Annotated in this window: 22 protein-coding genes; 7 read left to right on the top strand and 15 right to left on the bottom strand. The window is 65.4% G+C overall.

All coding sequences use genetic code 11. From position 1 onward, the window contains the following. Positions 1-126 precede the first annotated feature (126 nt). On the top strand, positions 127-2286 hold the full coding sequence (gene ligA, locus V8U06_RS01530) for an NAD-dependent DNA ligase LigA (protein ID WP_427139215.1): 2160 nt from the start codon (positions 127-129) through the stop codon (positions 2284-2286). On the opposite strand, the gene V8U06_RS01535 is transcribed toward ligA, so the two are convergent. From V8U06_RS01535 to V8U06_RS01550, 4 genes are all read right to left on the bottom strand, one after another. Then, complete coding sequence (locus V8U06_RS01535; protein WP_427139216.1) at positions 2273-3187, bottom strand: M23 family metallopeptidase; 915 nt, start codon at positions 3185-3187, stop codon at positions 2273-2275. The two genes, ligA and V8U06_RS01535, sit on opposite strands and share 14 nt — an antisense overlap. Before the next feature lie 131 nt (positions 3188-3318). Next, positions 3319-3729 carry a TIGR02588 family protein gene (locus V8U06_RS01540; RefSeq protein WP_427139217.1) on the bottom strand — a complete coding sequence of 137 codons (411 nt, stop codon included), beginning with the start codon at positions 3727-3729 and terminating at the stop codon, positions 3319-3321. 7 nt (positions 3730-3736) lie between these two features. Continuing rightward, positions 3737-4576: a TIGR02587 family membrane protein gene (locus tag V8U06_RS01545; RefSeq protein WP_427139218.1), complete on the bottom strand. Its 840-nt coding sequence runs from the start codon at positions 4574-4576 to the stop codon at positions 3737-3739. 68 nt (positions 4577-4644) lie between these two features. Further along, on the bottom strand, positions 4645-6702 hold the full coding sequence (locus V8U06_RS01550; RefSeq protein ID WP_427139219.1) for a DEAD/DEAH box helicase: 2058 nt from the start codon (positions 6700-6702) through the stop codon (positions 4645-4647). A 279-nt stretch (positions 6703-6981) separates the two neighbouring features. Between V8U06_RS01550 and panC the strand changes: the two genes are divergently transcribed. Next, positions 6982-7851 (top strand): pantoate--beta-alanine ligase, encoded by an 870-nt coding sequence (gene panC, locus V8U06_RS01555; protein ID WP_427139558.1) that lies wholly within the window; start codon positions 6982-6984, stop codon positions 7849-7851. A gap of 1 nt (position 7852) precedes the next feature. Further along, positions 7853-8677, top strand: coding sequence for a 3-methyl-2-oxobutanoate hydroxymethyltransferase (panB, locus tag V8U06_RS01560; protein ID WP_427139220.1), 825 nt, complete (start codon positions 7853-7855; stop codon positions 8675-8677). 67 nt (positions 8678-8744) lie between these two features. Here the strand turns inward: panB and V8U06_RS01565 are convergent, their stop codons facing one another. After that, the gene (locus V8U06_RS01565) at positions 8745-8873 is read right to left on the bottom strand and encodes a hypothetical protein (RefSeq protein ID WP_427139221.1); all 129 of its coding nucleotides are present in this window, start codon (positions 8871-8873) and stop codon (positions 8745-8747) included. On the opposite strand from V8U06_RS01565, the gene V8U06_RS01570 reads away from it, so the two are divergent. Both V8U06_RS01570 and V8U06_RS01575 read left to right on the top strand, forming a co-directional pair. After that, positions 8872-9606, top strand: a complete 735-nt coding sequence (locus V8U06_RS01570) for an AzlC family ABC transporter permease (RefSeq protein ID WP_427139222.1) — start codon at positions 8872-8874, stop codon at positions 9604-9606. The two genes, V8U06_RS01565 and V8U06_RS01570, sit on opposite strands and share 2 nt — an antisense overlap. A gap of 2 nt (positions 9607-9608) precedes the next feature. After that, entirely contained in the window at positions 9609-9920 is a 312-nt protein-coding gene (locus tag V8U06_RS01575; protein ID WP_427139559.1) for an AzlD family protein, read from the top strand. Here V8U06_RS01575 and V8U06_RS01580 read toward each other — a convergent pair. The 5 genes from V8U06_RS01580 to V8U06_RS01600 all read right to left on the bottom strand — a co-directional run bounded on the left by V8U06_RS01580 (position 9910) and on the right by V8U06_RS01600 (position 14556). Continuing rightward, the gene (locus V8U06_RS01580) at positions 9910-11745 is read right to left on the bottom strand and encodes an aminopeptidase P family protein (RefSeq protein ID WP_427139223.1); all 1836 of its coding nucleotides are present in this window, start codon (positions 11743-11745) and stop codon (positions 9910-9912) included. The two genes, V8U06_RS01575 and V8U06_RS01580, sit on opposite strands and share 11 nt — an antisense overlap. Positions 11746-11805: 60 nt before the next feature. Beyond that, on the bottom strand, positions 11806-12330 hold the full coding sequence (locus V8U06_RS01585; RefSeq protein ID WP_427139224.1) for a hypothetical protein: 525 nt from the start codon (positions 12328-12330) through the stop codon (positions 11806-11808). A gap of 403 nt (positions 12331-12733) precedes the next feature. After that, positions 12734-13615, bottom strand: a complete 882-nt coding sequence (locus V8U06_RS01590) for a 50S ribosomal protein L11 methyltransferase (protein ID WP_226918534.1) — start codon at positions 13613-13615, stop codon at positions 12734-12736. A gap of 65 nt (positions 13616-13680) precedes the next feature. Continuing rightward, positions 13681-14271, bottom strand: coding sequence for an SCO family protein (locus V8U06_RS01595; RefSeq protein ID WP_427139225.1), 591 nt, complete (start codon positions 14269-14271; stop codon positions 13681-13683). A gap of 126 nt (positions 14272-14397) precedes the next feature. Continuing rightward, on the bottom strand, positions 14398-14556 hold the full coding sequence (locus tag V8U06_RS01600; protein ID WP_427139226.1) for a hypothetical protein: 159 nt from the start codon (positions 14554-14556) through the stop codon (positions 14398-14400). A 266-nt stretch (positions 14557-14822) separates the two neighbouring features. Here V8U06_RS01600 and V8U06_RS01605 point away from each other — a divergent pair, with 266 nt between their 5' ends. Beyond that, on the top strand, positions 14823-15287 hold the full coding sequence (locus V8U06_RS01605; protein ID WP_117366518.1) for a chemotaxis protein CheW: 465 nt from the start codon (positions 14823-14825) through the stop codon (positions 15285-15287). Positions 15288-15469: 182 nt separating this feature from the next. Further along, positions 15470-15832, top strand: a complete 363-nt coding sequence (locus V8U06_RS01610; protein WP_427139227.1) for a hypothetical protein — start codon at positions 15470-15472, stop codon at positions 15830-15832. Between the two features lie 49 nt (positions 15833-15881). Here V8U06_RS01610 and V8U06_RS01615 read toward each other — a convergent pair whose 3' ends face one another. From V8U06_RS01615 to V8U06_RS01635, 5 genes are all read right to left on the bottom strand, one after another. Continuing rightward, the gene (locus V8U06_RS01615) at positions 15882-16331 is read right to left on the bottom strand and encodes a CreA family protein (protein WP_427139560.1); all 450 of its coding nucleotides are present in this window, start codon (positions 16329-16331) and stop codon (positions 15882-15884) included. Positions 16332-16445: 114 nt separating this feature from the next. Then, positions 16446-17192, bottom strand: a complete 747-nt coding sequence (locus V8U06_RS01620) for a copper homeostasis protein CutC (RefSeq protein WP_427139228.1) — start codon at positions 17190-17192, stop codon at positions 16446-16448. A gap of 21 nt (positions 17193-17213) precedes the next feature. Continuing rightward, positions 17214-18269: a dipeptidase gene (locus tag V8U06_RS01625; protein ID WP_427139229.1), complete on the bottom strand. Its 1056-nt coding sequence runs from the start codon at positions 18267-18269 to the stop codon at positions 17214-17216. 70 nt (positions 18270-18339) lie between these two features. After that, positions 18340-19500, bottom strand: coding sequence for an N-acetylglucosamine-6-phosphate deacetylase (nagA, locus tag V8U06_RS01630; protein WP_427139230.1), 1161 nt, complete (start codon positions 19498-19500; stop codon positions 18340-18342). Beyond that, on the bottom strand, positions 19497-20519 hold the full coding sequence (locus tag V8U06_RS01635; RefSeq protein WP_427139231.1) for an SIS domain-containing protein: 1023 nt from the start codon (positions 20517-20519) through the stop codon (positions 19497-19499). Before V8U06_RS01635 ends, nagA begins: the two co-directional genes overlap by 4 nt. Positions 20520-20532: the final 13 nt, after the last annotated feature.

Raw genomic sequence — 20532 nt, forward strand, 5'->3', positions numbered from 1 at the left:
CGCTTGTTCCCTTTATCCCGTCTGCGCAGTGACGCGCGGGCAGGGAAATGAGGGGCGGTCTCGCGGCTCTCCCACTTTCCTTTCGCCCGCTTTGCTCTAAAACGACTCCGAATCCCGGAGCACGTCATGGCGAACGCAAAAATCCCCGTCGAGAACCTGACCGAAGAAGAGGCCGCTGCCGAGCTTGCCTATCTGGCGGCCGAGATCGCCCGCAATGACGAACTCTATCACGGGCACGACGCGCCGGAGATTTCGGATGCGGACTACGATGCGCTGAAGCGGCGCAACGAGGAGATCGAGGCGCGGTTCCCGGCGCTGGTGCGCGACGACAGCCCGTCGCGCCGGGTCGGCGCCGCACCGCTCGCCACTTTCGCGCCGATTGCCCATTCCCGGCCGATGCTCTCGCTCGACAACACGTTCTCCGACGAGGACGTGCGGGATTTCGTCGCCTCGGTCTACCGGTTCCTGGGGCGTCTTCCGGACGATTCGATCGCCTTTACAGCCGAGCCGAAGATCGACGGCCTTTCCATGTCGATCCGCTACGAGAACGGGCGGCTGGTGACGGCCGCCACGCGCGGCGACGGCGCGACGGGTGAGAACGTCACCGCGAATGTGTTGACCATTGCGGAAATCCCGAACCGCCTGCCGGCCGGCGCCCCCGCCGTCGTGGAGGTGCGCGGCGAGGTCTACATGGCCAAGAGCGACTTCCTGGCGCTCAACGAGAAGATGGCGGCGGAGGGCAAGCAGACCTATGTCAATCCACGCAACACGGCGGCCGGCTCGCTGCGTCAGCTCGACGCCTCCGTGACGGCGAGCCGCAAGCTGCGCTTCTTCGCCTATGCCTGGGGCGAGATGTCGGCCATGCCGGCCGATACGCAGTTCGGCATGATCGGGGTGCTGAAATCCTGGGGTTTCCCGGTCAATCCGATGACGCAGCGGCTTTCCCGCGTCGAGGATATCATCGCGCATTACCGGGAGATCGGCCTTGCCCGGCCGGATCTCGACTATGATATCGACGGCGTCGTCTACAAGGTGGACGAGCTTGCCCTGCAAGAACGCCTCGGCTTCCGCTCCCGTTCTCCGCGCTGGGCGACGGCGCACAAGTTTCCGGCCGAGCAGGCCTTCACGACCGTGGAGAAGATCGACATCCAGGTCGGGCGCACCGGCGCGCTGACGCCCGTCGCGCGTCTGACGCCCGTCACGGTCGGCGGCGTGGTCGTCACCAATGCGACCCTCCACAATGCCGACTATATCGAGGGCATCGGCAACAACGGCGAGCGCATCCGCGAAGAAGGGCACGATATCCGCATCGGCGACACCGTCATCGTGCAGCGGGCAGGGGACGTCATTCCGCAGGTGCTGGACGTGGTGATGGAAAAGCGCCCGGCGCAATCGGTCTCCTACGAGTTTCCGAAAACCTGCCCGGTCTGTGGCAGCCACGCCGTGCGCGAGCGAAACGAGAAGACGGGCCGGCTCGATTCGGTCACACGCTGCACGGGCGGCTTCGTCTGCCGCGCGCAGGCGGTGGAGCATCTGAAACATTTCGTCTCGCGCAATGCCTTCGATATCGAAGGGCTCGGCTCCAAGCAGATCGATTTCTTCTTCGAGGCGGAAGACCCCTCGCTGTCGATCCGCACGGCGCCCGACATCTTCACGCTGGAAAAGCGGCAGGCGGTATCGCTGACGAAGCTCGAGAATATCGATGGCTTCGGAAAGGTGAGCGTGCGCAAGCTCTACGACGCCATCGATGCGCGCCGTTCGATCGCGCTCAACCGGTTCATCTATGCGCTTGGCATCCGCCATGTCGGTGAGACCAATGCGAAGCTCCTGGCGCGGGCCTATGGCACCTACGCGGCCTTCGAGGAGGGCATGAAGGCCTCGGCCCCGCTCTCCGGCGAGGCCTGGAGCGAACTCAACAGCATCGACGGTATCGGCGAGGTCGTGGCACGGGCGATGGTGGAGTTCTACAAGGAGCCGCGCAATGTCGATGTCATCGATCGTCTGTTGCAGGAGGTGACGCCGGAAGCCGCCGAGGCGCTCGTCGTCACGTCGAGCCCCGTCGCCGGCAAGACGGTGGTCTTCACCGGCTCGCTGGAGAAGATGACGCGTGACGAGGCGAAGGCCATGGCCGAGCGTCTCGGCGCCAAGGTGGCTGGCTCCGTGTCGAAGAAGACGGACCTCGTGGTCGCCGGTCCCGGCGCCGGCTCCAAGCTCGACAAGGCGAAGGAATTCAACGTCGAGGTGATCGACGAGGACGGCTGGTTCGAGCGCATCAAGGGAGCGTGATGGTCGAACCCCGCACCAGGAAGCGGCCGCCGAAGGTCATCGGCACACCCTGACCCGCATTATAGTCCAGCGTGCCGCCGATATAGGCATGCATGTGCAGGTGCGGCTCGGAGGAGTTGCCGGAATTGCCGGCGCGCCCCAGCGTCTCGCCTTCCGTGACAAGCTCGCCCGCTGCAACGATGATCGTTCCCTTCTGGAAGTGGGCCAGCAGGATGCGCGTGGTGCCGCAGGCAAGGATGATATGGTTGCCGGCCGGCTCTTCGGTATTGGTCTGTGAAATGCGGTTGTCCGCTATGCCGTCATGGATGGAGATGGCGACGCCCGTGCAGGGGCTCTTCACCTCCTGCCCATAGATGGCATAGTCGGCAAGGTCGTCCGGCATCAGCCCTTTCGCGCGGGCGCCGATGTCGTCAAGCGCGACGATATCGAGCGCATAGCGCTGGCTCTGGTCCGCATAGTGATTGTTGATCGACGTCGCGCTGCCGCCCTGGCCGATATAGTAGGTGCCGGCGGAAAAGGGGAAGGCGAGCTCCACAGCGGTCTCCTGATAGCCGTAGCCGGAAAGCGCCCGTGCGGTCAGCGCCAGGAAGAAGACCGCCATAGCGGCGGTGAAGCCGTGCTGGCGCATCACCGAGGCCCTGCTGTTCCAGGGAAGCCGGCGCACGCGCAAGAAGGAAAGCACGGTGAAGACGCAGAAGACCACCGGCAGAAGGGTCGCCAGCGTCGCGCTCAAAAAATCCCAGCGGCCGATGACGGTGATGAAGGCGATGTAGCAGACGCCGTAGAAAACGCGCATCGCCCAGCCGAGGCGGTCGGCGGGGCGTGGCAGCCAGAGCCAGAGCAGGAAGAAGACCGGCAGAAGAACCTGCGTCGTCAGCAGGATGAGAAGCGGCAATTGCATGGTTCCGGCCTTGCTGGGTCAGCCATGCCCATCTTCATCGCCGGACACGGACGTTGCGACTTCTGCTCAATCCGCGCCGACGAAATTGGTTCCGTTTTGCGGAGTCTCTTCCGCGACTTGGCGTTGTTCTTTCACGGGTCGGTGTAGCCGGCCGGGCGAATCTCCAGGGTGCGGCCGGCGGGGTCGTTCGCAAAAAGGACGGCACCCGTCGACTTCGATTCGGCCGCCACATAGTCGAAGATGACGGGGTTTTCCTCGACGACCCGGTCTCCTTCGCGCAGTCGCCCCACCACCGTGACGGCGGCGGCCGTCGTCGTCGCCGTGTTGTAGATGTCGAAGGCGACCCGGTAGCCGCCGGAGGTCTTTTCGGTCGTCAATATGGTGACGGAGAGATCCGGCGGTGTCGCTTGCCGCGTCAGGGCTTCCCAACCCACCCAGCCGAGCAGTCCGGCGATCAGGAGAGCGGAGAAAAGGCCGGTCAGCCATTCCACCCAGTGTGGATCGTGGCGTTCGCGGTGATGGCCCTGTCCGGATCGGGTCATGGGTCCCTCACAGGATCAGTCGCGCGGCCGCTGCGCCGAGCGAGGCCGGGAAACCGAGCACGATGACGGACAGCATGATCTCCACGGCCGAGCTGTCACCGAGGCGTTCAAAGATCCAGAGCGCGAAGATGCTGATACCGAGCGCGATGACATAGCCCGGCAGGGTAAAGCGCACGAAGCCATGCCACCAGGGCGTTTCCGGCGACAGTTCATGGCCGCCGGTGAAGGAGACCGCATAGACGAAACCATGCATGAGCACGATCGAAAGCAGGGCGACGACGAGGGCATGCCAGATGGTCATGCGGTAGGCGAGCACCATCATCTCGTCGGTCGGGGCGATGTTGAGGGAGAGGAAGAGGGCGCCGGCCGCCATCATCAGCAATTCGCCGGGATAGGTCGTTTCCTTTTCTTCCTCGTCATCGTCATGGCCGAGCTGGCTGCGGCCGAGCATCGCGCCGATGCTGGCGGGAACGGATTGCAAGGCGACCTTGCCCACCAGTTCGCTTGCCGGCATGTCGCCTCTGAGCAGGCCGAGCGAAGCCAGGATCACCAGGCTGGTCACGATGCCGATGCCATAGGCGATGATCGCGTCGCGGATCGCCTCGCGCCAGGTGAAGGTTTCCTCGAAGCCGATGCGGTGGGCGAGGAGGACGAGGAGGGGAATGTTGAGCAGCAGCAGAAGCAGCAGGCGCTCGCGCGCCATGTAGAAGCCGAGATACCACATTTCCATGGTCATCAGCATGGGCAGAGCCAGGAGAAGCGCACCGGCGACGCCGCGGCCGAGGCCGGTGACGAAGCGGCTCAATTCGCTTTTCTCGCCGTCAGCAGGTGCCGCCTGGCCTGTCATTGCAATCCCCTTCGCACAAGCGCGGAGGGAACGCGGCGCGGAGACAGAAGTTCCGCGCCGCCATCGTCTCAGAAGCGATCCGGCTTCTTGCCCTTCGGCTTGCGGGCCGCGCCCTCGGGCTTGGCGAACTTGTCGTCGCGCTTGCCCTTGAAGGGCTTTGCGCCGGCAAAGGGCTTTGCGGGCTTCTTGCCGCCCTCGTCGCGATCCTTCCAGTGCGGCTTGCCGCCAGCGCCCTCGGGCTTGTCGAAGTCGCGCTTCTTTTCAAACCGCGGCTTCTTGTCGAAATCGCCTTCGCTGCGGTCCTTCCAATGGGGCTTGGACGCGGCGCCTTCCGGCTTGTCGAAATCGTTCTTCTTCTCGAAGCGGGGCTTCTTGTCGTAGCCGCCCTTCTTTTCGAAGTCGCCCTTCTGCTTCCAGTCGGCGCGGCGTTCCGGACGGTCGTAGCGCGGGTTCTTCTCGCCGGGCGTACGCTCGTAGGGCTGCGGGGTGAGATCGGGCATGCCTTCCAGCACGGTCACGCGGATGCCGCGCTCCAGCATGCTGGCCGGGCCGATATGGCCGAGGAAGCCGTCGGCGGCATCGGCGGAGAGCTCGACATAGGTCTCCTCCGGCTGCATCTTGATGGCGCCGATCTCGTTCTTGGTGATGTTGCCGTTGCGGCAGAGCATCGGGATCAGCCAGCGTGGCTCGGCGCGCTGCTTGCGGCCGACCGATACGGAGATCCAGACGCTGGAGGCGAAGCTGTCGCGCGGGCGCTTGGTTTCCGCCGGAATGGCGTCGTTGCTGCGCTCGCGGGGCTTGCGCTGCTCGAGCGAGACTTCGACCAGGTCTTCCGGCGCGGAACGGCCGGCCTTGAAGAAGCGGGTGACGGCGGCGGCGAGCTGGCGGGCGTCGAATTTCTCGACCAGCGCCGTGACGGTTGCTTCCTCGTCCTCGGTGACCCTGTCGACCAGCAGCGGATCGGCGAGCAGGCGCTCGTCGTCGCGACGCAGGATTTCCTCGGCGGAGGGCGGCGTCGCCCAATTGGCCTTCAGATTTGCCATCTGCAGCAGGCGCTCGGCCTTGCGGCGTGCGCTGAGCGGCACGATGAGGGCGCTGACGCCCTTGCGGCCGGCGCGGCCGGTGCGGCCCGAACGATGCAGCAGGGTTTCCGGATTGGTCGGAAGGTCGGCATGCACGACAAGCTCGAGATTCGGCAGGTCGATGCCACGGGCGGCGACGTCGGTGGCGATGCAGACGCGGGCGCGGCCGTCGCGCATCGCCTGCAGGGCGTGAGTGCGCTCGTTCTGGCTGAGTTCGCCCGAGAGGGCGACGACCGAGAAGCCGCGATTGTTGAAGCGCGCCGTCAGGTGGTTGACCGCTGCGCGGGTGGAACAGAAGACGATGGCGTTCTGTGCGTCGTAGAAACGCAGCGTGTTGATGATGGCGTTCTCGCGGTCGGCCGGAACGGTGAGCAGGGCGCGATAGTCGATATCGACATGCTGTTCCTTCTCGGCGGCGGTGGAGATGCGCAGGGCATCGCGCTGGTAGTTCTTGGCCAGCGCGGCGATTTCCTTCGGCACGGTGGCCGAGAACATCAGCGTGCGGCGATCTTCCGGTGCCGCTTCCAGGATGAATTCGAGGTCTTCGCGGAAGCCGAGGTCCAGCATCTCGTCGGCCTCGTCGAGCACGACGGCGCGGATGTCGGAAAGGTCGAGATTGTTGCGCGTGATGTGGTCGCGCAGGCGGCCCGGCGTGCCGACGATGATGTGGGCGCCGCGTTCGAGCGCCCGGCGCTCGGTGCGCACATCCATGCCGCCGACGCAGGAGGCGATGACGGCGCCGGTCATCTCATAGAGCCATTCCAGCTCGCGCTTGACCTGCATGGCCAGTTCGCGCGTCGGGGCGATGGCAAGGGCAAGCGGGCTTGCGGCACGGTCGAAGCGCTCTTCGCCCTGAAGCAGCGTCGGGGCCAGCGCCAGGCCGAAGGCGACGGTCTTGCCGGAGCCGGTCTGCGCGGAAACCAGCGCGTCGGCATCGCCGATCTTGGGGTCGGACACGGCGACCTGCACCGGTGTCAAAGTGGTATAGCCGCGTTTTTCCAACGCCTTTGCCATCGCCGGAGCGAGGCTGTCGAAGCTCGTCATGTGGGGTCTTTCGGAATTCGGGTTCAGCGACGATCTGGCGTCGCACTTGCAAACCCGTGAATGACGGGCGTGTTGCGCGCTCTCTACTGGTCCTTGGCCAAAATGTACAGTGCGCAAAATGCAATGCTGCCCAGCGGGTTAAGCGATGGCGGGTAAAAGTCTTTCCCGATTGTCTTTTTGCGCTGCACAAGATAGAAAACGGCGCCCCCTGAAGCGATCCGCAGAGATTGCATGGGTGCATCGCCCGCGGGAGAGGGCGAGAGCAAGGAGGAACCGGCGATGCAGACCTTCACCACCATCGCGGATTTGCGCGCGGCACTCGCGCCGCACCGGCTCGATGGCCGTACCATCGGCCTTGTGCCCACCATGGGCTATCTTCATGTCGGCCATATGGAGCTCGCCCGCCGGGCACGCGCCGACAATGACATCGTCGTCGCCACCATTTTCGTCAATCCGCTGCAGTTCGGCGCGAACGAAGATCTTGCGCGTTATCCGCGTGATCTCGCCCGCGACCAGGCCATGCTGGAGGCCGAGGGCGTGCACTATCTCTTCGCGCCCGGCGTTGCGGACATGTATCCGCAGCCGATGGAGACGGTGGTCGACGTGCCGAAGCTCGGTGCGGAGCTGGAGGGTTCGGTGCGCCCCGGCCATTTCGCCGGCGTCGCCACGGTCGTCACCAAGCTCTTCAATATTGCCGGGCCCGACCGCGCCTATTTCGGCGAGAAGGATTTCCAGCAGCTCACCATCATCCGCCGCATGGTGGCGGATCTTGCCCAGCCCGTTGAGGTGATCGGCGTGCCGACGGTGCGCGAGGCGGACGGGCTCGCCTGTTCCTCGCGCAATGTCTATCTCTCCGCCGAAGAGCGTGCTGCCGCCGCCATCGTGCCGCGGGCGCTTGAAGAGGCGGAGCGGCTGATCGCCGCCGGCGAGACAAGCGCGCGGGCGCTGGAGGAGGGCGTCACCGCCTTCATCCGGACGGAGCCGCTGGCACGGCCGGAAGTGGTCGCCATCCGCGATCCCGAAACGCTCGCCGAAGTCGATGCGGTCGGCGACAGACCGGTTCTTTTGTTGCTTTTCGTGCGCTTTGGGAGCACGAAGCTCCTCGATAACAGGGTCCTTGGCCCGAAAAATACGAAGAAGGTAGCGTGACATGAGCGTACATACCGCCAAACGCCGTCTGGCACCGTCCGATATCAAGGCGCTCAAGGGCGAACGTCCGATCGTCAGTCTCACCGCCTATACGACACCGGTCGCCAAGCTCATGGACCCGCATGTCGATTTCATGCTGGTCGGCGACAGCCTCGGCATGGTGCTCTACGGCCTCGATTCCACCGTCGGCGTGACGGTCGAGATGATGATCGCGCACGGCCAGGCCGTCATGCGCGGTTCGTCCAATGCCTGCGTCGTCATAGACCTGCCGTTCGGCTCCTACCAGCAGTCCAAGGAACAGGCCTTCGCGACGGCCGCGCGCGTTTTGAAGGAAACCGGCTGTTCGGCGATCAAGCTGGAAGGCGGGGCGGAAATGGCCGAGACCGTGCATTTCCTCACCCAGCGCGGCATTCCCGTGCTCGGCCATGTCGGCCTGATGCCGCAGCTCATCAACACGACGGGCGGCTACCGCTCGCTTGGCCGCAACGACAAGGAAGTGGAGAAGATCCGCAAGGACGCCGTCGCCATCGACGAGGCCGGCGCCTTCGCCATCGTCATCGAGGGCACGGTCGAGCCGCTGGCGCGCGAGATCACCGGCAAGGTCAAGGCGCCGACCATCGGCATCGGCGCATCGCCGGCCTGCGACGGCCAGGTGCTGGTGGTGGACGACGTGCTCGGCATCTTCACGGATTTCAAGCCGCGCTTCGTCAAGCATTTCGCCAACATCGCGCCCATCATGAGCGAGGCTTTCGCGACCTATGCCGAAGAGGTGAAGGCCCGCAGCTTCCCCGGCCCCGAGCACACGTTCCAGCTCAAGAAGACCTGAGCCGCGCATGGCGGCCATGCCGCCCTGCCATGATAGCCTGACCTGCGGATGACTGGGAAAGGCCCGGTCATCCATCAACGCCGGTCGTCTTGACATGCCGATCGATCAATGGCGCTGAACGATCCATCAGCCATATTGGTTTGCCGGTGGGCCGCGCCTGCTCTATGGCTTCGCCATTGTTAGAGAGCAGATCCATGACCCCCGCCACCAAAGATGAAATCCGCGACGCCTTCCGGCGTGGCATCGCCGTCGCGATCGCCGCGGCGCCCTTCGCCGTGCTGTTCGGCGCCGTCGCCGTCGACAATGGCCTGACCGTTGCCGAAGCGGCGCTGATGAGTGCAACGCTCTATGCCGGCGCGAGCCAGCTTGTCGGCGTCGAACTGTTCAATCACAACGTCGCGCCGTGGCTGGTGGTGCTGTCGATCTTCGCGGTCAACTTCCGCCACGTGCTCTATTCGGCGGCCATCGCACCGCATATCCGGCACCTTTCCTTCTGGGAAAAGGCGACCTCGCTGTTCCTGCTCACCGACCCGCAATTCGCCGAAACCGAGCGGCGCGGCGATGCGGGCATCCGCGTCACCTATATCTGGTCCATGGTGCTGGGGCTCAGCGTCTACGTGCCCTGGCTCTGCCTGACGATCCTCGGCGGTTTCCTCGGCAACCTGATCGGCGATCCCAAGGCCATCGGCATCGACGTGCTGCTGCCGATCTATTTCATGGGCCTGGTGCTCGGCTTCCGCAGCCGGGCGAACTGGCTGCCGGTGGTGATCGCCTCGGCGGCGGGCTCGATTCTCGCGCTGCATTTCGTCGGCTCGCCCTGGCATGTCAGCCTCGGTGCCCTTGCCGGCATCCTCGTCGCCGCACTCCTGCCGCTCGACGGCAAGGAGGAGGCCGCGCCCATCGGCGAGCCCGTGGAAGGGGAGGCATGACCATGGACACGATGTTCCACGTTCAGACGCTGCTGATCATCGCCGCCGGCGCCATCGCGACCTATTTCACGCGGGTCGGCGGCTATATCTTCATCACGCGCATGAAGCGTATTCCGCCGCGCGCCGAGGCGGCTCTCAACGCCGTTCCGGCCGCCGTGCTCACCACGCTGGTGGCGCCGGCGGCCGTTACGGGCGGGTTCGACGTGAGCCTCACCATGGCGGTGGCTTTTCTCGTCGGCCTGCGCATCGCGCTCCTGCCGATGCTGGCCGTCGGCTGGATCGTCGTGATGATCCTGCGTCACGTCATCGGCTGAGCGGGGCCGTCGCCTTTTCGAGCCAGGCCTTCGTCGCCTCATCCGACAGCAGCGGCAGCAGCTTGTCGCGCGTCTCGGCGTGATAGGCGTTGAGCCAGGCAAGTTCCTCGTCCGTCAAGAGGGCGGGCAGGACGAGCCGGCGGTCGATGGGGCAGAAGGTCAGCGTCTCGAAGCTCAGCATATCCATGTCGCCGCCCTCGACCGGGGCCGCCGGCAGCACATGGACGAGGTTTTCGATGCGGATGCCGAAGCTGCCGGGACGGTAGTAGCCAGGCTCGTTCGACAGGATCATGCCGGCCAGCAGTTCCTGCGTCGACAGTCGCGAAATGCGCTGCGGCCCTTCATGCACCGAGAGATAGGAGCCGACGCCATGGCCGGTGCCGTGGGCGAAGTCGGCGCCTGCCTTCCACAGCGCGATACGGGCGAGCGGATCGAGGTCGCAACCGCGCGTGCCCTTGGGGAAGCGCGCGAGGCTGATGGCGATCATGCCCTTCAGCACCAGCGTGAAGAACCGCTTCTGTTCTTCCGGCACCGCGCCGATAGCGACCGTCCGGGTGATGTCGGTCGTGCCGTTGATATATTGCGCGCCGGAATCGATGAGGAACATCGTGCCGGGTTCGATGGCGGCATCCGACGCCGTCGTCACGCGGTAATGCATGATGGCGGCATGGGCGCCGGCGCCGGCGATGGTGTCGAAGGAGACGTCCTTCAGCGGGTTCTGCTGATGCTCGCCGACGCGGCGGCGCACCTCTTCCAGCTTCTTCGTGACGGATATTTCCGTTTCGGTGCCGGGCGTCGTGCCGTCCAGCCAGGCAAGGAACTCGACCATCGCCGCGCCATCCTGCAGATGGGCGCGGGCGGAGCCCTGAAGCTCGACGGCATTCTTGCAGGCGCGGGGCAGGCGAGCCGGATCGGCCGCCTCCACCAGCGTGCCGCCCCTGGTGCGCACGATCTCGGCGAGCGCGAAGGGCGCATGATCCGGATCGATGAGGATGCGCTTGCCTTGCGCCGCGAGCGCCGCAACCGTGTCGTCGAACTGGGCGGGCGGCTGGAGGTCGGCAAGCTGGGTTAGATAGGCTTCCGGCTCGATGCCGGTCTTGCGCTTGTCGAGGAAGAGCTGCGGGCGACCGCTGGCCGGGATGACGGCGCGGGCAAGCGGATGGGGCGTGTGCGGCACGTCGCTGCCGCGGATGTTGAAAATCCACGCGATGGAAGAGGGGTCGGTGACGACGAGAGCATCGGCGCCGGCCTTCACCGTGGCTTCGGCCATCGCGACCAGCTTGTCCCTCGCGAGTTCGCCGGCATGGTCGATGGCCTGGATGGTGACGCGGCCGAGCGGTTCGGCGGGGCGGCCGGTCCAGGCCTTGTCGAGCGGGTTGTGCGGCAGGAAGACCAGCGTACCGCCGATGCCGGCCAGCGCCTTTTCCAGACGGCGGACGTCCGCGCCGGTGTGCAGCCACGGGTCGATGCCGAGGCGGAAGCCCTTCGGCGCATGGTTCTGTAGCCAGAGATGCGGCGGCTCGCCGACGAGGTCGCCGCCCGTGAAGACGCCGCCGTCCACCTGTTCGGCGAGCTGCGTGACATAGCGGCCGTCGACGAAGACGACGGCCTGGTTGCGCGTGACGAGCGCGATGCCGGCCGAGCCCGTGAAGCCCGTCAGCCAGGAAAGGCGCTCGGCCGAGGCCGGCACGTATTCGCCCTGGTATTCGTCGGCACGGGGCACGAGGAAGCCGTCGATGCCGAGCGCATCGAAGGATGCACGCAGGGCTTCCGCCCGTTCGCGGCCATATTGCGGCGTGGAGGTGACGTCGAAACTCTGGAACATGGGGAGACTTCCGGTGAGGCTATGAATCGTGCCGGCAATCTAGCCCATCGCTTCCGCGCGTCAAAGGCGGGAAAGGAAGCGCTCCAACACGGCGCGGGTGAGGCGCTGGTTGTTGCGGTACCAGTCGTCCCCGGTGAAGAAGACGGGTTCGTTCGCATCCCAGCCGCTCATCGAGAAATCCGACTGGCGCGCGAAGAAGAAGGTGAACGCCCCTTCGCTCGTCCATTCCGCGATGGGCGCGCCGAAGGACGCGCCGCCATCCTGCACGTCGCAGAGCATGATGCCGGTTTTCGTGCGGATGAGGCCCTGGCCGCAGAAGTCCCGATGATGCTCGTAGATCACGCCTGTGCCGGGGGCCTGGCGCATGAGGCCCAGCCAGAGGCGTCCGGCGAGCGGCGCACCGAGGGGTTCGCGGTTGAGGACATCGCGCAGAGCTTCGGCAACGCGGCGGTGCTCCTCCTGCGAACGGGCGGTGTCTTCGGCTTGAACTGGGGTGCGGCGGGCCGCCCTCATAGCGCGGATCGCGCTCGCCAAAACGAAGGCGACGATCGCCAGGGCGAGCAGGGGAATGACGGTCGCAGCCATGCCAGAGGATCCCGATTGGCCTTTCAAGAGGTATCATATTGGACTTATGCGCTGAGCGCATGGCACCCATGCCTAGAGAGGACTATCCCGTTTTTCTCAATCGATTATAAGCGGCGCCAACGAAGCGAACTTAAAACGCGCTTCAAGCGAAACGAAGTGAAAGTTCCTCCAGTCCTTCGTATCGCAAACAGCTAGGTGTTCCGATCAGGCGTCTTGCCGGTCACTCCTCCTCCCTCCTCCGGGAAGGCGCTCGGAACACATAGGCCCGCTTGAGCGCTCCTCCTCCTCAAGCTCGCGGGCAGGTCGGTTCGCCGGCCCATAGGCGGTGCCTCTGGCACCGCCTTTTCTTTTTCCGTCTATCCCGCAAACGAAAACGGGGCGCGAGCGCCCCGTCGACATCGCTTCAGCGGCGATTGTCGAGGTGGATGGTCACCCATCCCTCGCGCCAGATCGTCTTAACGTGACGCAGACCCGCGCCATTATAGGCGGCCAGCACCTTCCAGCGCTGCGAAGCGAGGATGCCGGAAAGAATGACGTCGCCATTCGGCGAAAGCTGCGCAGCAAGCTGCGGCGCCATGCGCATCAGCGGGCGGGCAAGGATGTTGGCGATGATAAGGTCGAAGGGGCCGTGGCGGCCGAAGGCGGTGGAATGGAAGCCGGCGGCGGTTTCCAGGGCGACGCCCGAGGCGATGCCGTTGAGGCGCACGTTTTCGCGGGCGACGCGCGTGGCGATGGGGTCGATATCCGTTGCCAGCACGGCAACGGGGGCGAGCTTGCGCGCGGCAATGGCGAGCACGCCGCTACCGGTGCCGAGGTCGAGCACGCGCTTGACCCGGCGGGCGCGCATCACGTCGAAAATGACCTCGAGGCAGCCCGCCGTCGTGCCGTGATGGCCGGTGCCGAAGGCCTGCCCGGCATCGATCTCGATGGAGATTTCGCCGGGGCGGGCGGTGCCGCGGTCATGCGAACCATGGACGACGAAGCGGCCGGCGCGCACGGGTTTCAACCCCTCCAGCGACTTGGCGATCCAGTCGATGTCAGGCAGTTCCTCGCGCTCGATCCGCGCCTTGGGAAAATCGGCGGCGAGGAGGGCGGCGAAACGTTCGTGGATCTCCGCCTCGTCCGGCCGGAACATGTAGACCGAGGCTTCCCAGATGTCCTTCTTCTCGTCGATCTCCATGGTCGCGATGGCGTAGCCTTCTTCCTCGAAGGCGTCGGTCATCAGCGAGAGCGCGGCGTCCGCGCCCTTCTCGGTCGTGGTGATGTAGAGGCGGATTTCGCTCACGGCTCGGGGTCCCTGTTGTTTGAGGACCGCCTAGCATGTCCGAAAGCCGAGGGCAAAGGCGGATGCTAGCCCTTGATCAGGTTCGTCAGCTTCTGCTCGGCGACATCGGGGTTTTCGCCATAGGCGATGGTTCCCTTGAAGCGGCCGTTGGCATCGAGCAGGAAGACGGAAGCCGTATGGTCCATGGTATAGTCGCCATCGGGCTTGGCCTCGTCCAGCGGCACCTTGCGGTAATAGACGCGGAAGCCCTTGACCATTTCCAGCACCTTGTCTGTCGGGCCGGAAATGCCGGTAATGCGCTGGGAGACGTTGCCGACATATTGGCCGATGAGTTCGGGCGTGTCGCGCTCGGGATCGACCGTCACGAAATAGGCCTGCAGCTTGGAGCCGTCGGGATCGACCTTGGTGAGCCAGCCGTTGAGCTCGAACAGCGTCGTCGGGCAGACTTCCGGGCAATGGGTGAAGCCGAAGAAGAGGGCGGTCGGCTTGCCGGTGAAGGCCTTTTCGGTGATGGGTTTGCCATCCTGCGCCACCAGCGTGAAAGGCACGCCGAACGGTTCGCTGGCGACTTCTTTGTTCTTGAGGAAGTATTCGTAGCCGAGCCAGGCTGAGACGGCGACAACAGCGAACCAGAGTAGGAAGCGGACGATCTTCATGGCGATCCTTCAATGCGGCTATGGCGGCGTGAGCCGGTCGCCGCTGTCATAGTCCCTCGCCGGAGACGGCGCAAACGCGCCAATTGCCGCAACGGAGGCAAAGAACGAACGCTCGCGCAATCGTGATCAGAAGCACCAGGACATGCCGGATTCGGCAAGGCTGAGGAAGATCGCCGTGCCATGCTCCAGCCAACCGGCAAAGGCGGCGGTGGCGGCCATGGTGCCGAGCCCCAGCACGATGAGCGCGACGGGCAGCACGGTATAGCGGCGGGCGGTCTTGTCCATGGGCGAAGCATACCATGTTGCGGCGCGTGTTGAAACCGGCGCGACCTGCCGTAACGTCAGGCTTTTGCGTGCGGCGGAATGCATCGAATTTTGCTAAAATGCGGGTTTCTGCCGCCCTGCCTTAGCCTTTGTTTAATCTCTCTTTGCCACGCTCCCCAAACGCGCAACAGGCCCTGATGGCTTCGGGACATGACGTCCGCCGCGTGCCGGAGACGGCGCGCCGCGCAATTCAACAGTTCGTCCCTTGCGGGGAAGAGGTCTTGTCCATGTCCAACGCCATCAAGCAGTCCGGCGCTTATCTCGAAATCGTTTCCTTCCATCTCGGCGAGCAGGAATTCTGCATCGACATCATGGCCATCCGCGAAATCCGCGGCTGGGCACCGGTCACGCCGATGCCGCACACGCCGCCCTATGTGCTCGGCCTCATCAACCTGCGCGGCGCAGTGATCCCGGTCATCGACATGGCCTGCCGCCTCGGCATGAAGATGACGGAGCCGTCCGAGCGTTCGGCGATCATCGTCACCGACATCGCCGGCAAGCTGGTCGGCCTCCTCGTCGAGCAGGTTTCCGACATGATGACCATCAAGAGCGAGGCCCTGCAGCCGGCGCCGGAAATCATTCCGGAAGCCCAGCGCGCCTTCTGCCGCGGCATCGTGGCGCTCGAAAAGTCGATGGTCTGCTTCCTCAACCTCGACACCGTGATCGCCGACGAGCTTGCCCAGGCGGCCTGATCGGTCCGACCCTTCGTCTTCCGCTTCAGCATCCGGCCGCTTTGCGGGCGGGTGCTTTCGGCTGCCTGCCTATTGAATATTCCTAAATTAAAAACCTTGATCTTGCCCCAATTGGACAGGAACCAAAGGTGGACGGTCCCGTTTTCTCCCTGCTTTCCTAAACGAAACAGTGGAGAATTATCATGAAGAAGACCGTTACTATCGCCCTTGCTTCGCTTCTCGCCGTCTCGCCTGTCGCAGGCATCGCCTATGCCCAGGATACCACCACCGGCGTAACCGCCGACACGATGGCGACAGGTTCGATCACCGCCGACCAGGTGAACGTGGTCACGATCGCATCCCTCGAAGCCGATGAAAGCGGCCGCTCGGAAGGCGAGCGCCTGAGCCTGAAGGCGAAGGATCCGGCTGCGCTGGAACAGGCGCAGGCCGAACTCCAGTCCGATCCGGCCCTGGCGCAGATTCTCGCCTCGAAGAACGTCCAGCTGACCAATGTCGTGGAAATCAAGACCGCGGCTGACGGCGGCAAGGTCGTCTACGTCAAGTAAGACGGTTCCTATGTAAAGAAGAAGCCCCGGCCGGTTGCCGGGGCTTTTTTCATGGCTTGCCGTTCGTCCAGGTGACCGTCTGGCCATAAAGCGGCACGGTGGAGATCGACATCTTCGCGGACCCCTCGGTCAATTCGCGCGAATGGGCGAGGTAGATCAGCGTGTCGTTCTTCTTGTCGTAGATCCGGGTGACGATGAGCGACTTCCAGATCAGCGACAGGCCCGACTTGAAGACCTCTTCGCCCTCCCGGTCTAGCTCGATGTCGCCGATGGTGATCGGGCCGGTCTGCTGGCAGGAGATGGCATTGTTCGAGGGATCCTCGAACCAGTTGCCCTTCTTCAATCGGTCGATGACGGAACGGTCGAAATAGGTGACATGGCAGGTGACGCCGGCGACATCGGGGTCGGTCACGGCGTCGATATAGATGTCGTTGCCGATCCAGTCGACGCCCACCTTGCCGACCGTTTCGGCGGCAGCGGGCAGGGCGGCGCAGGCCATGAAGGCGGCGGCGGCGAACGGGCGCAGACGGGAGGCGGAAGGCGTGAGCGGCATGGCGTGTCTCCTTGTTCCGCTAACAGGTAAGGGCCTGCCCGCCGCTTGCAAGACGCTGCGTCAGGATTTTGCGGCGGCGATGATGGCGCGCACGGCCTCGCCGTCGGTCAGCGTCACCTCATATTCGCGGTCTTTCTCCGTGCCGCCCATGCCGACATGCGGGTTGCGGAAGGCCATGCCGCTCGGCACGGTCCTCAGCGCCGCGAAATGCATTTCGACAAGGCCCGCTTCGTCCCGGACCTTGCGGATGTTCCCGGCATCGAGCGCGCCGCATCCCATAATGACGATGCGGCCGGCCGCCTGTTCGACGGCGCTCTTCAGGATGGTGATCCCCTCGACGGCGGTGTCGCGCTGACCGGAGGTCAGCACGCGGTCGATGCCGCAGCGGATCAGCGCTTCCAGCGCCTCGTGCGCATCGGCCGTCATGTCGAAGGCGCGGTGGCAGGTGACGGACATCGGCCGGGCAGCCTCGACGAGCGCTTTGGTGCGGGCCTCGTCGATCCGGCCGTCCGGTGTCAGGCAGCCGATGACGACGCCGGCGACGCCCTCGCTGCGCAGTGCCACGATATCCTCGACCATCGTCGCGAACTCGGTCTCGGAATAGAGGAAGTCGCCGCCGCGCGGGCGGATGATCACGTGGACGGGAATGCGGGCGGCCTTCACGGCGGCGCGAATGGTGGCAAGGCTTGGCGTCAGGCCGCCCTCGACCAGGCTCGCGCAGAGCTCCACCCGGTCTGCTCCGGCCTCCTGGGCCGCGAGGAAACCGTCGATACCTTCGACGCAGAGTTCGATGAGGGGCTTAGTCATGGCGTCCTTCCGAGGTGCATGTCAGGCTTCGCGCCAGACGGTTTTGAGGAGCCGCAGCCAGTTTTCGCGGCAGAGCTTTGCAAGGTCGTCCTCGCCGTAGCCGGCGGCGCGCAGCGCGCCGACTATCGCCTGGTTGCCGGCGGCGTCGCCGATGGCGGCGGGTATCGTCGCGCCGTCGAAATCCGAGCCGAGCGCCACGCAGTCGATGCCCATGCGTTCGACCAGGTGGTCGATGTGGCGCACCATGTCGGCAAGCGGCGTGTCGGGGTTTTCCAGGCCATCGGCGCGCAGCATGGTGGTGGCGTAGTTGAGGCCGGCAATGCCCTTGCGCTCGCGGATCGCATCGAGCTGGCGGTCGGTGAGGTTGCGCGAGATCGGCGTCAGGGCATGGGCGTTGGAATGGGTGGCGACGAGCGGCTGCGTGCTTTCGCGCGCCACGTCCCAGAATCCGCGCTCGGTAATGTGCGCGAGGTCGATCATGAGACCGAGCCGGTCGCATTCCTTCACCAGCGCGACCCCGGCTGCCGTCAGGCCGGGGCCGGTGTCGGGGGAGGAGGGGTAGGCGAAGGGAACGCCGTGGCCGAAGCGGTTGTGCCGGCTCCAGACGGGGCCGAGCGAGCGCAGGCCCCGGGCATACAGGGCTTCGAGATTGCGGAGGTCTTCGGCGATCGGCTCGCAGCCTTCGATATGCAGAACCGCGGCGAAGCGCCCCTGCGTCATCGCGGCGCGGATATCGTCCGTGGTGCGGCAGATGGCGATGCCGCCGGCCTGTTCCAGACGGTCGGCGATATCGGTCATTTCGAGCGCGATCCGCAGCGCGGCGCGGTGCTCGCGCGGGCCGACCATCGGGATATTGTAGTGGCCGTTCTCGTCCACGACACGGGCCGGATAGTCTTCCTCCGGCGGAATGAACATGGCGCAGAAGCCGCCGGCAAGCCCGCCCTTGCGGGCGCGCGGGACATCGATATGACCGAGGTTGGTGCCGCCGAGGAATTCTGCGACCGGGTCGGCGCCTTCCCGTGCGTGCTCCCACAGGCGCAGAAGTACGTCGTTGTGGCCGTCGAAGATCAGTTGCATCTGCCGCTCCTATCCTTGCCCGGTCGGTAGAGCCGATTCCGCCGCGACCCGCAAGGACCGCGGCGCGGGATCAGGCGGCGAAGACCGGCGTACCGCCGATCCAGGTCGAGACGACGTTCACGTCCTTGTCGATGACGGCGAAATCCGCGTCGTGACCATGGGTCAGACGGCCCTTGCGGCCCGTCATGCCGATGGCTTCGGCGGGGTAGAGCGAGGCCATGCGCAGCGCTTCCTCGAGATCGATGCCCACCGCGTCGCGCATGTAGCGAATGCAGGATGCCATATCGATATCCGCACCGGCGAGCGTGCCGTCGGCAAGCGTCAGGCGCCCGCCCTCGCGGAAGATTTCCCGGCCATTGAGGAAGAAGCTCGTCATGTCGGTGCCGATGGTCGACATAGCATCGGTGACGAGGAAGATGCGGCCGGGACCGCGCTTGGCGCGAAGCGCGACGCGGATGGAGGCCGGGTGGACATGGAACCCGTCGGCGATAAGGCCGGCATGAAGATGGCCGAGATCGAGCGCGGCGCCGACCATGCCCGGCTCACGGTTGCCGAGAGGGCTCATGGCATTGAAGAGATGCGTCATCATGTGCGCGCCGGACTCGACGGCCGTGGCCGCGGTCTCGTAGCCGCAGTCGGAATGGCCGAGGCTGACGGTGACGCCGGCGGCGTGCAGCGCGGCGATCTGCGCGTTCGTGGCGTTTTCCGGCGCCAGCGTCATCAGCACGGCTTCAAGACCCTTGCGGGCAGCGATCGTGCGCTCGAGGTCGGCCGCATCCATCGGGCGGATGAGAGCCGGATCATGCGCCCCCTTGCGGGCGATGGAAAGATGGGGGCCTTCGAGATGAAGGCCGAGGAAGCCCGGCACCTCCGCCTGGCGGGCCGCAAGGCCGGCGGAAACGGTTCGTTCCGTCACCTCGCGGTTGTCGGTGATCAGCGTCGGCAGCAGCGCCGTGGTGCCGAAGCGGGCATGGGCGGCGCAGATGGTGCGGATGCCTTCGAGGTCCGGCTGCTCGTTGAGCAGCACGCCGCCACCGCCATTGACCTGCAGGTCGATGAAGCCGGGGACCAGCGAGAGCCCGTCCATCGGCACCGTGCGGGCATCGGCCGGCACATCGCCAGGCGCGGCGATAGCGGCGACCTTGCCGTCGTCGACGAGCAGGACGCAGCCCTCATGCCACAGATCGCCGTCGAAAATCCGGGCGCCGGTAATGGCGGTGAGCACGGTCATCGGGTCTCCGTCACTTTCTTGAGGTTGACCGGCTTGTCGGGATCGAGGCCGCGGCCGCGCGACCAGGCTTCGACGAAGCCGTAGAAGGGCACGATGAGCGCCAGGGCATCGGTGATCGGGTGGCCTGTGGCGACGAAGGGCAGTTTGCGCGCGCTCTTGGCGCCCGCCGCCGTGATGCCGACATAGGCGCCCCGCTCGGCAAGGCCATCGGCCATGCCGGTGACGGAGGCTTCGGCCGCGTCACGGGCGGCAAGCGCGATGACCGGGAAGGCCGGGCCGACGAGGGCGACGGGGCCGTGCAGCACCTCGGCCGAGGAATAGGCCTCGGCGTGCATGCCGGAGGTTTCCTTGAACTTCAGCGCCGCTTCGCTGGCGATGGCAAGGCCCGGGCCACGGCCGAGCACATAGAGCGACTGGGCGTCCTTGAGGTCGCCGGCAAGCTCGGACCAGTCGAGGGAGACGGCCTTGGCGAACTGTTCCGGCAGGTCCTTCACGGCGCAGTCGAGATCGGCGTCGCCGGTCCATTCGGCAAGCACGGCAAGGCCGGCGACGATGGAGTTCACATAGGACTTGGTGGCCGCGACACTGAGCTCCGGGCCGGCAGACAGATCGAGAGAGTGGGAGCAGGCGTCGGCCAGCGGCGAGGGCAGCGTGTTGGTGAGGGCGATGGAGACCGCACCACCCTTGGTGGCGCCGTCGGCCATGGCGACGATATCGGGGCTCTTGCCGGACTGGGAGATGGCGATGGCGGCGGCGCCGCCGAGCTTCAGCTTGGCGCCATAGATGGAGGCGAGCGACGGGCCGAGGGAGGCGACAGGGCGACCGGTGGTCAGTTCGATGGCGTATTTCAGGAAGAGAGCCGCATGGTCAGAGGAGCCGCGGGCGACCGTGACGAAGAACTGCGGATCGCGCTCGCGAAGGGCCTTTCCGGTGGCCGTGATGGCGCTTGCCGCATTCGTCAGCAGGCGGGCCGCCGCTTCGGGGATTTCGTTGATCTCTCTGCGCATGTTGGTCTGCATGGAAGTCCCTTTG

Source organism: Shinella sp. G-2 (assembly GCF_050172695.1).
Taxonomy (GTDB): domain Bacteria; phylum Pseudomonadota; class Alphaproteobacteria; order Rhizobiales; family Rhizobiaceae; genus Shinella.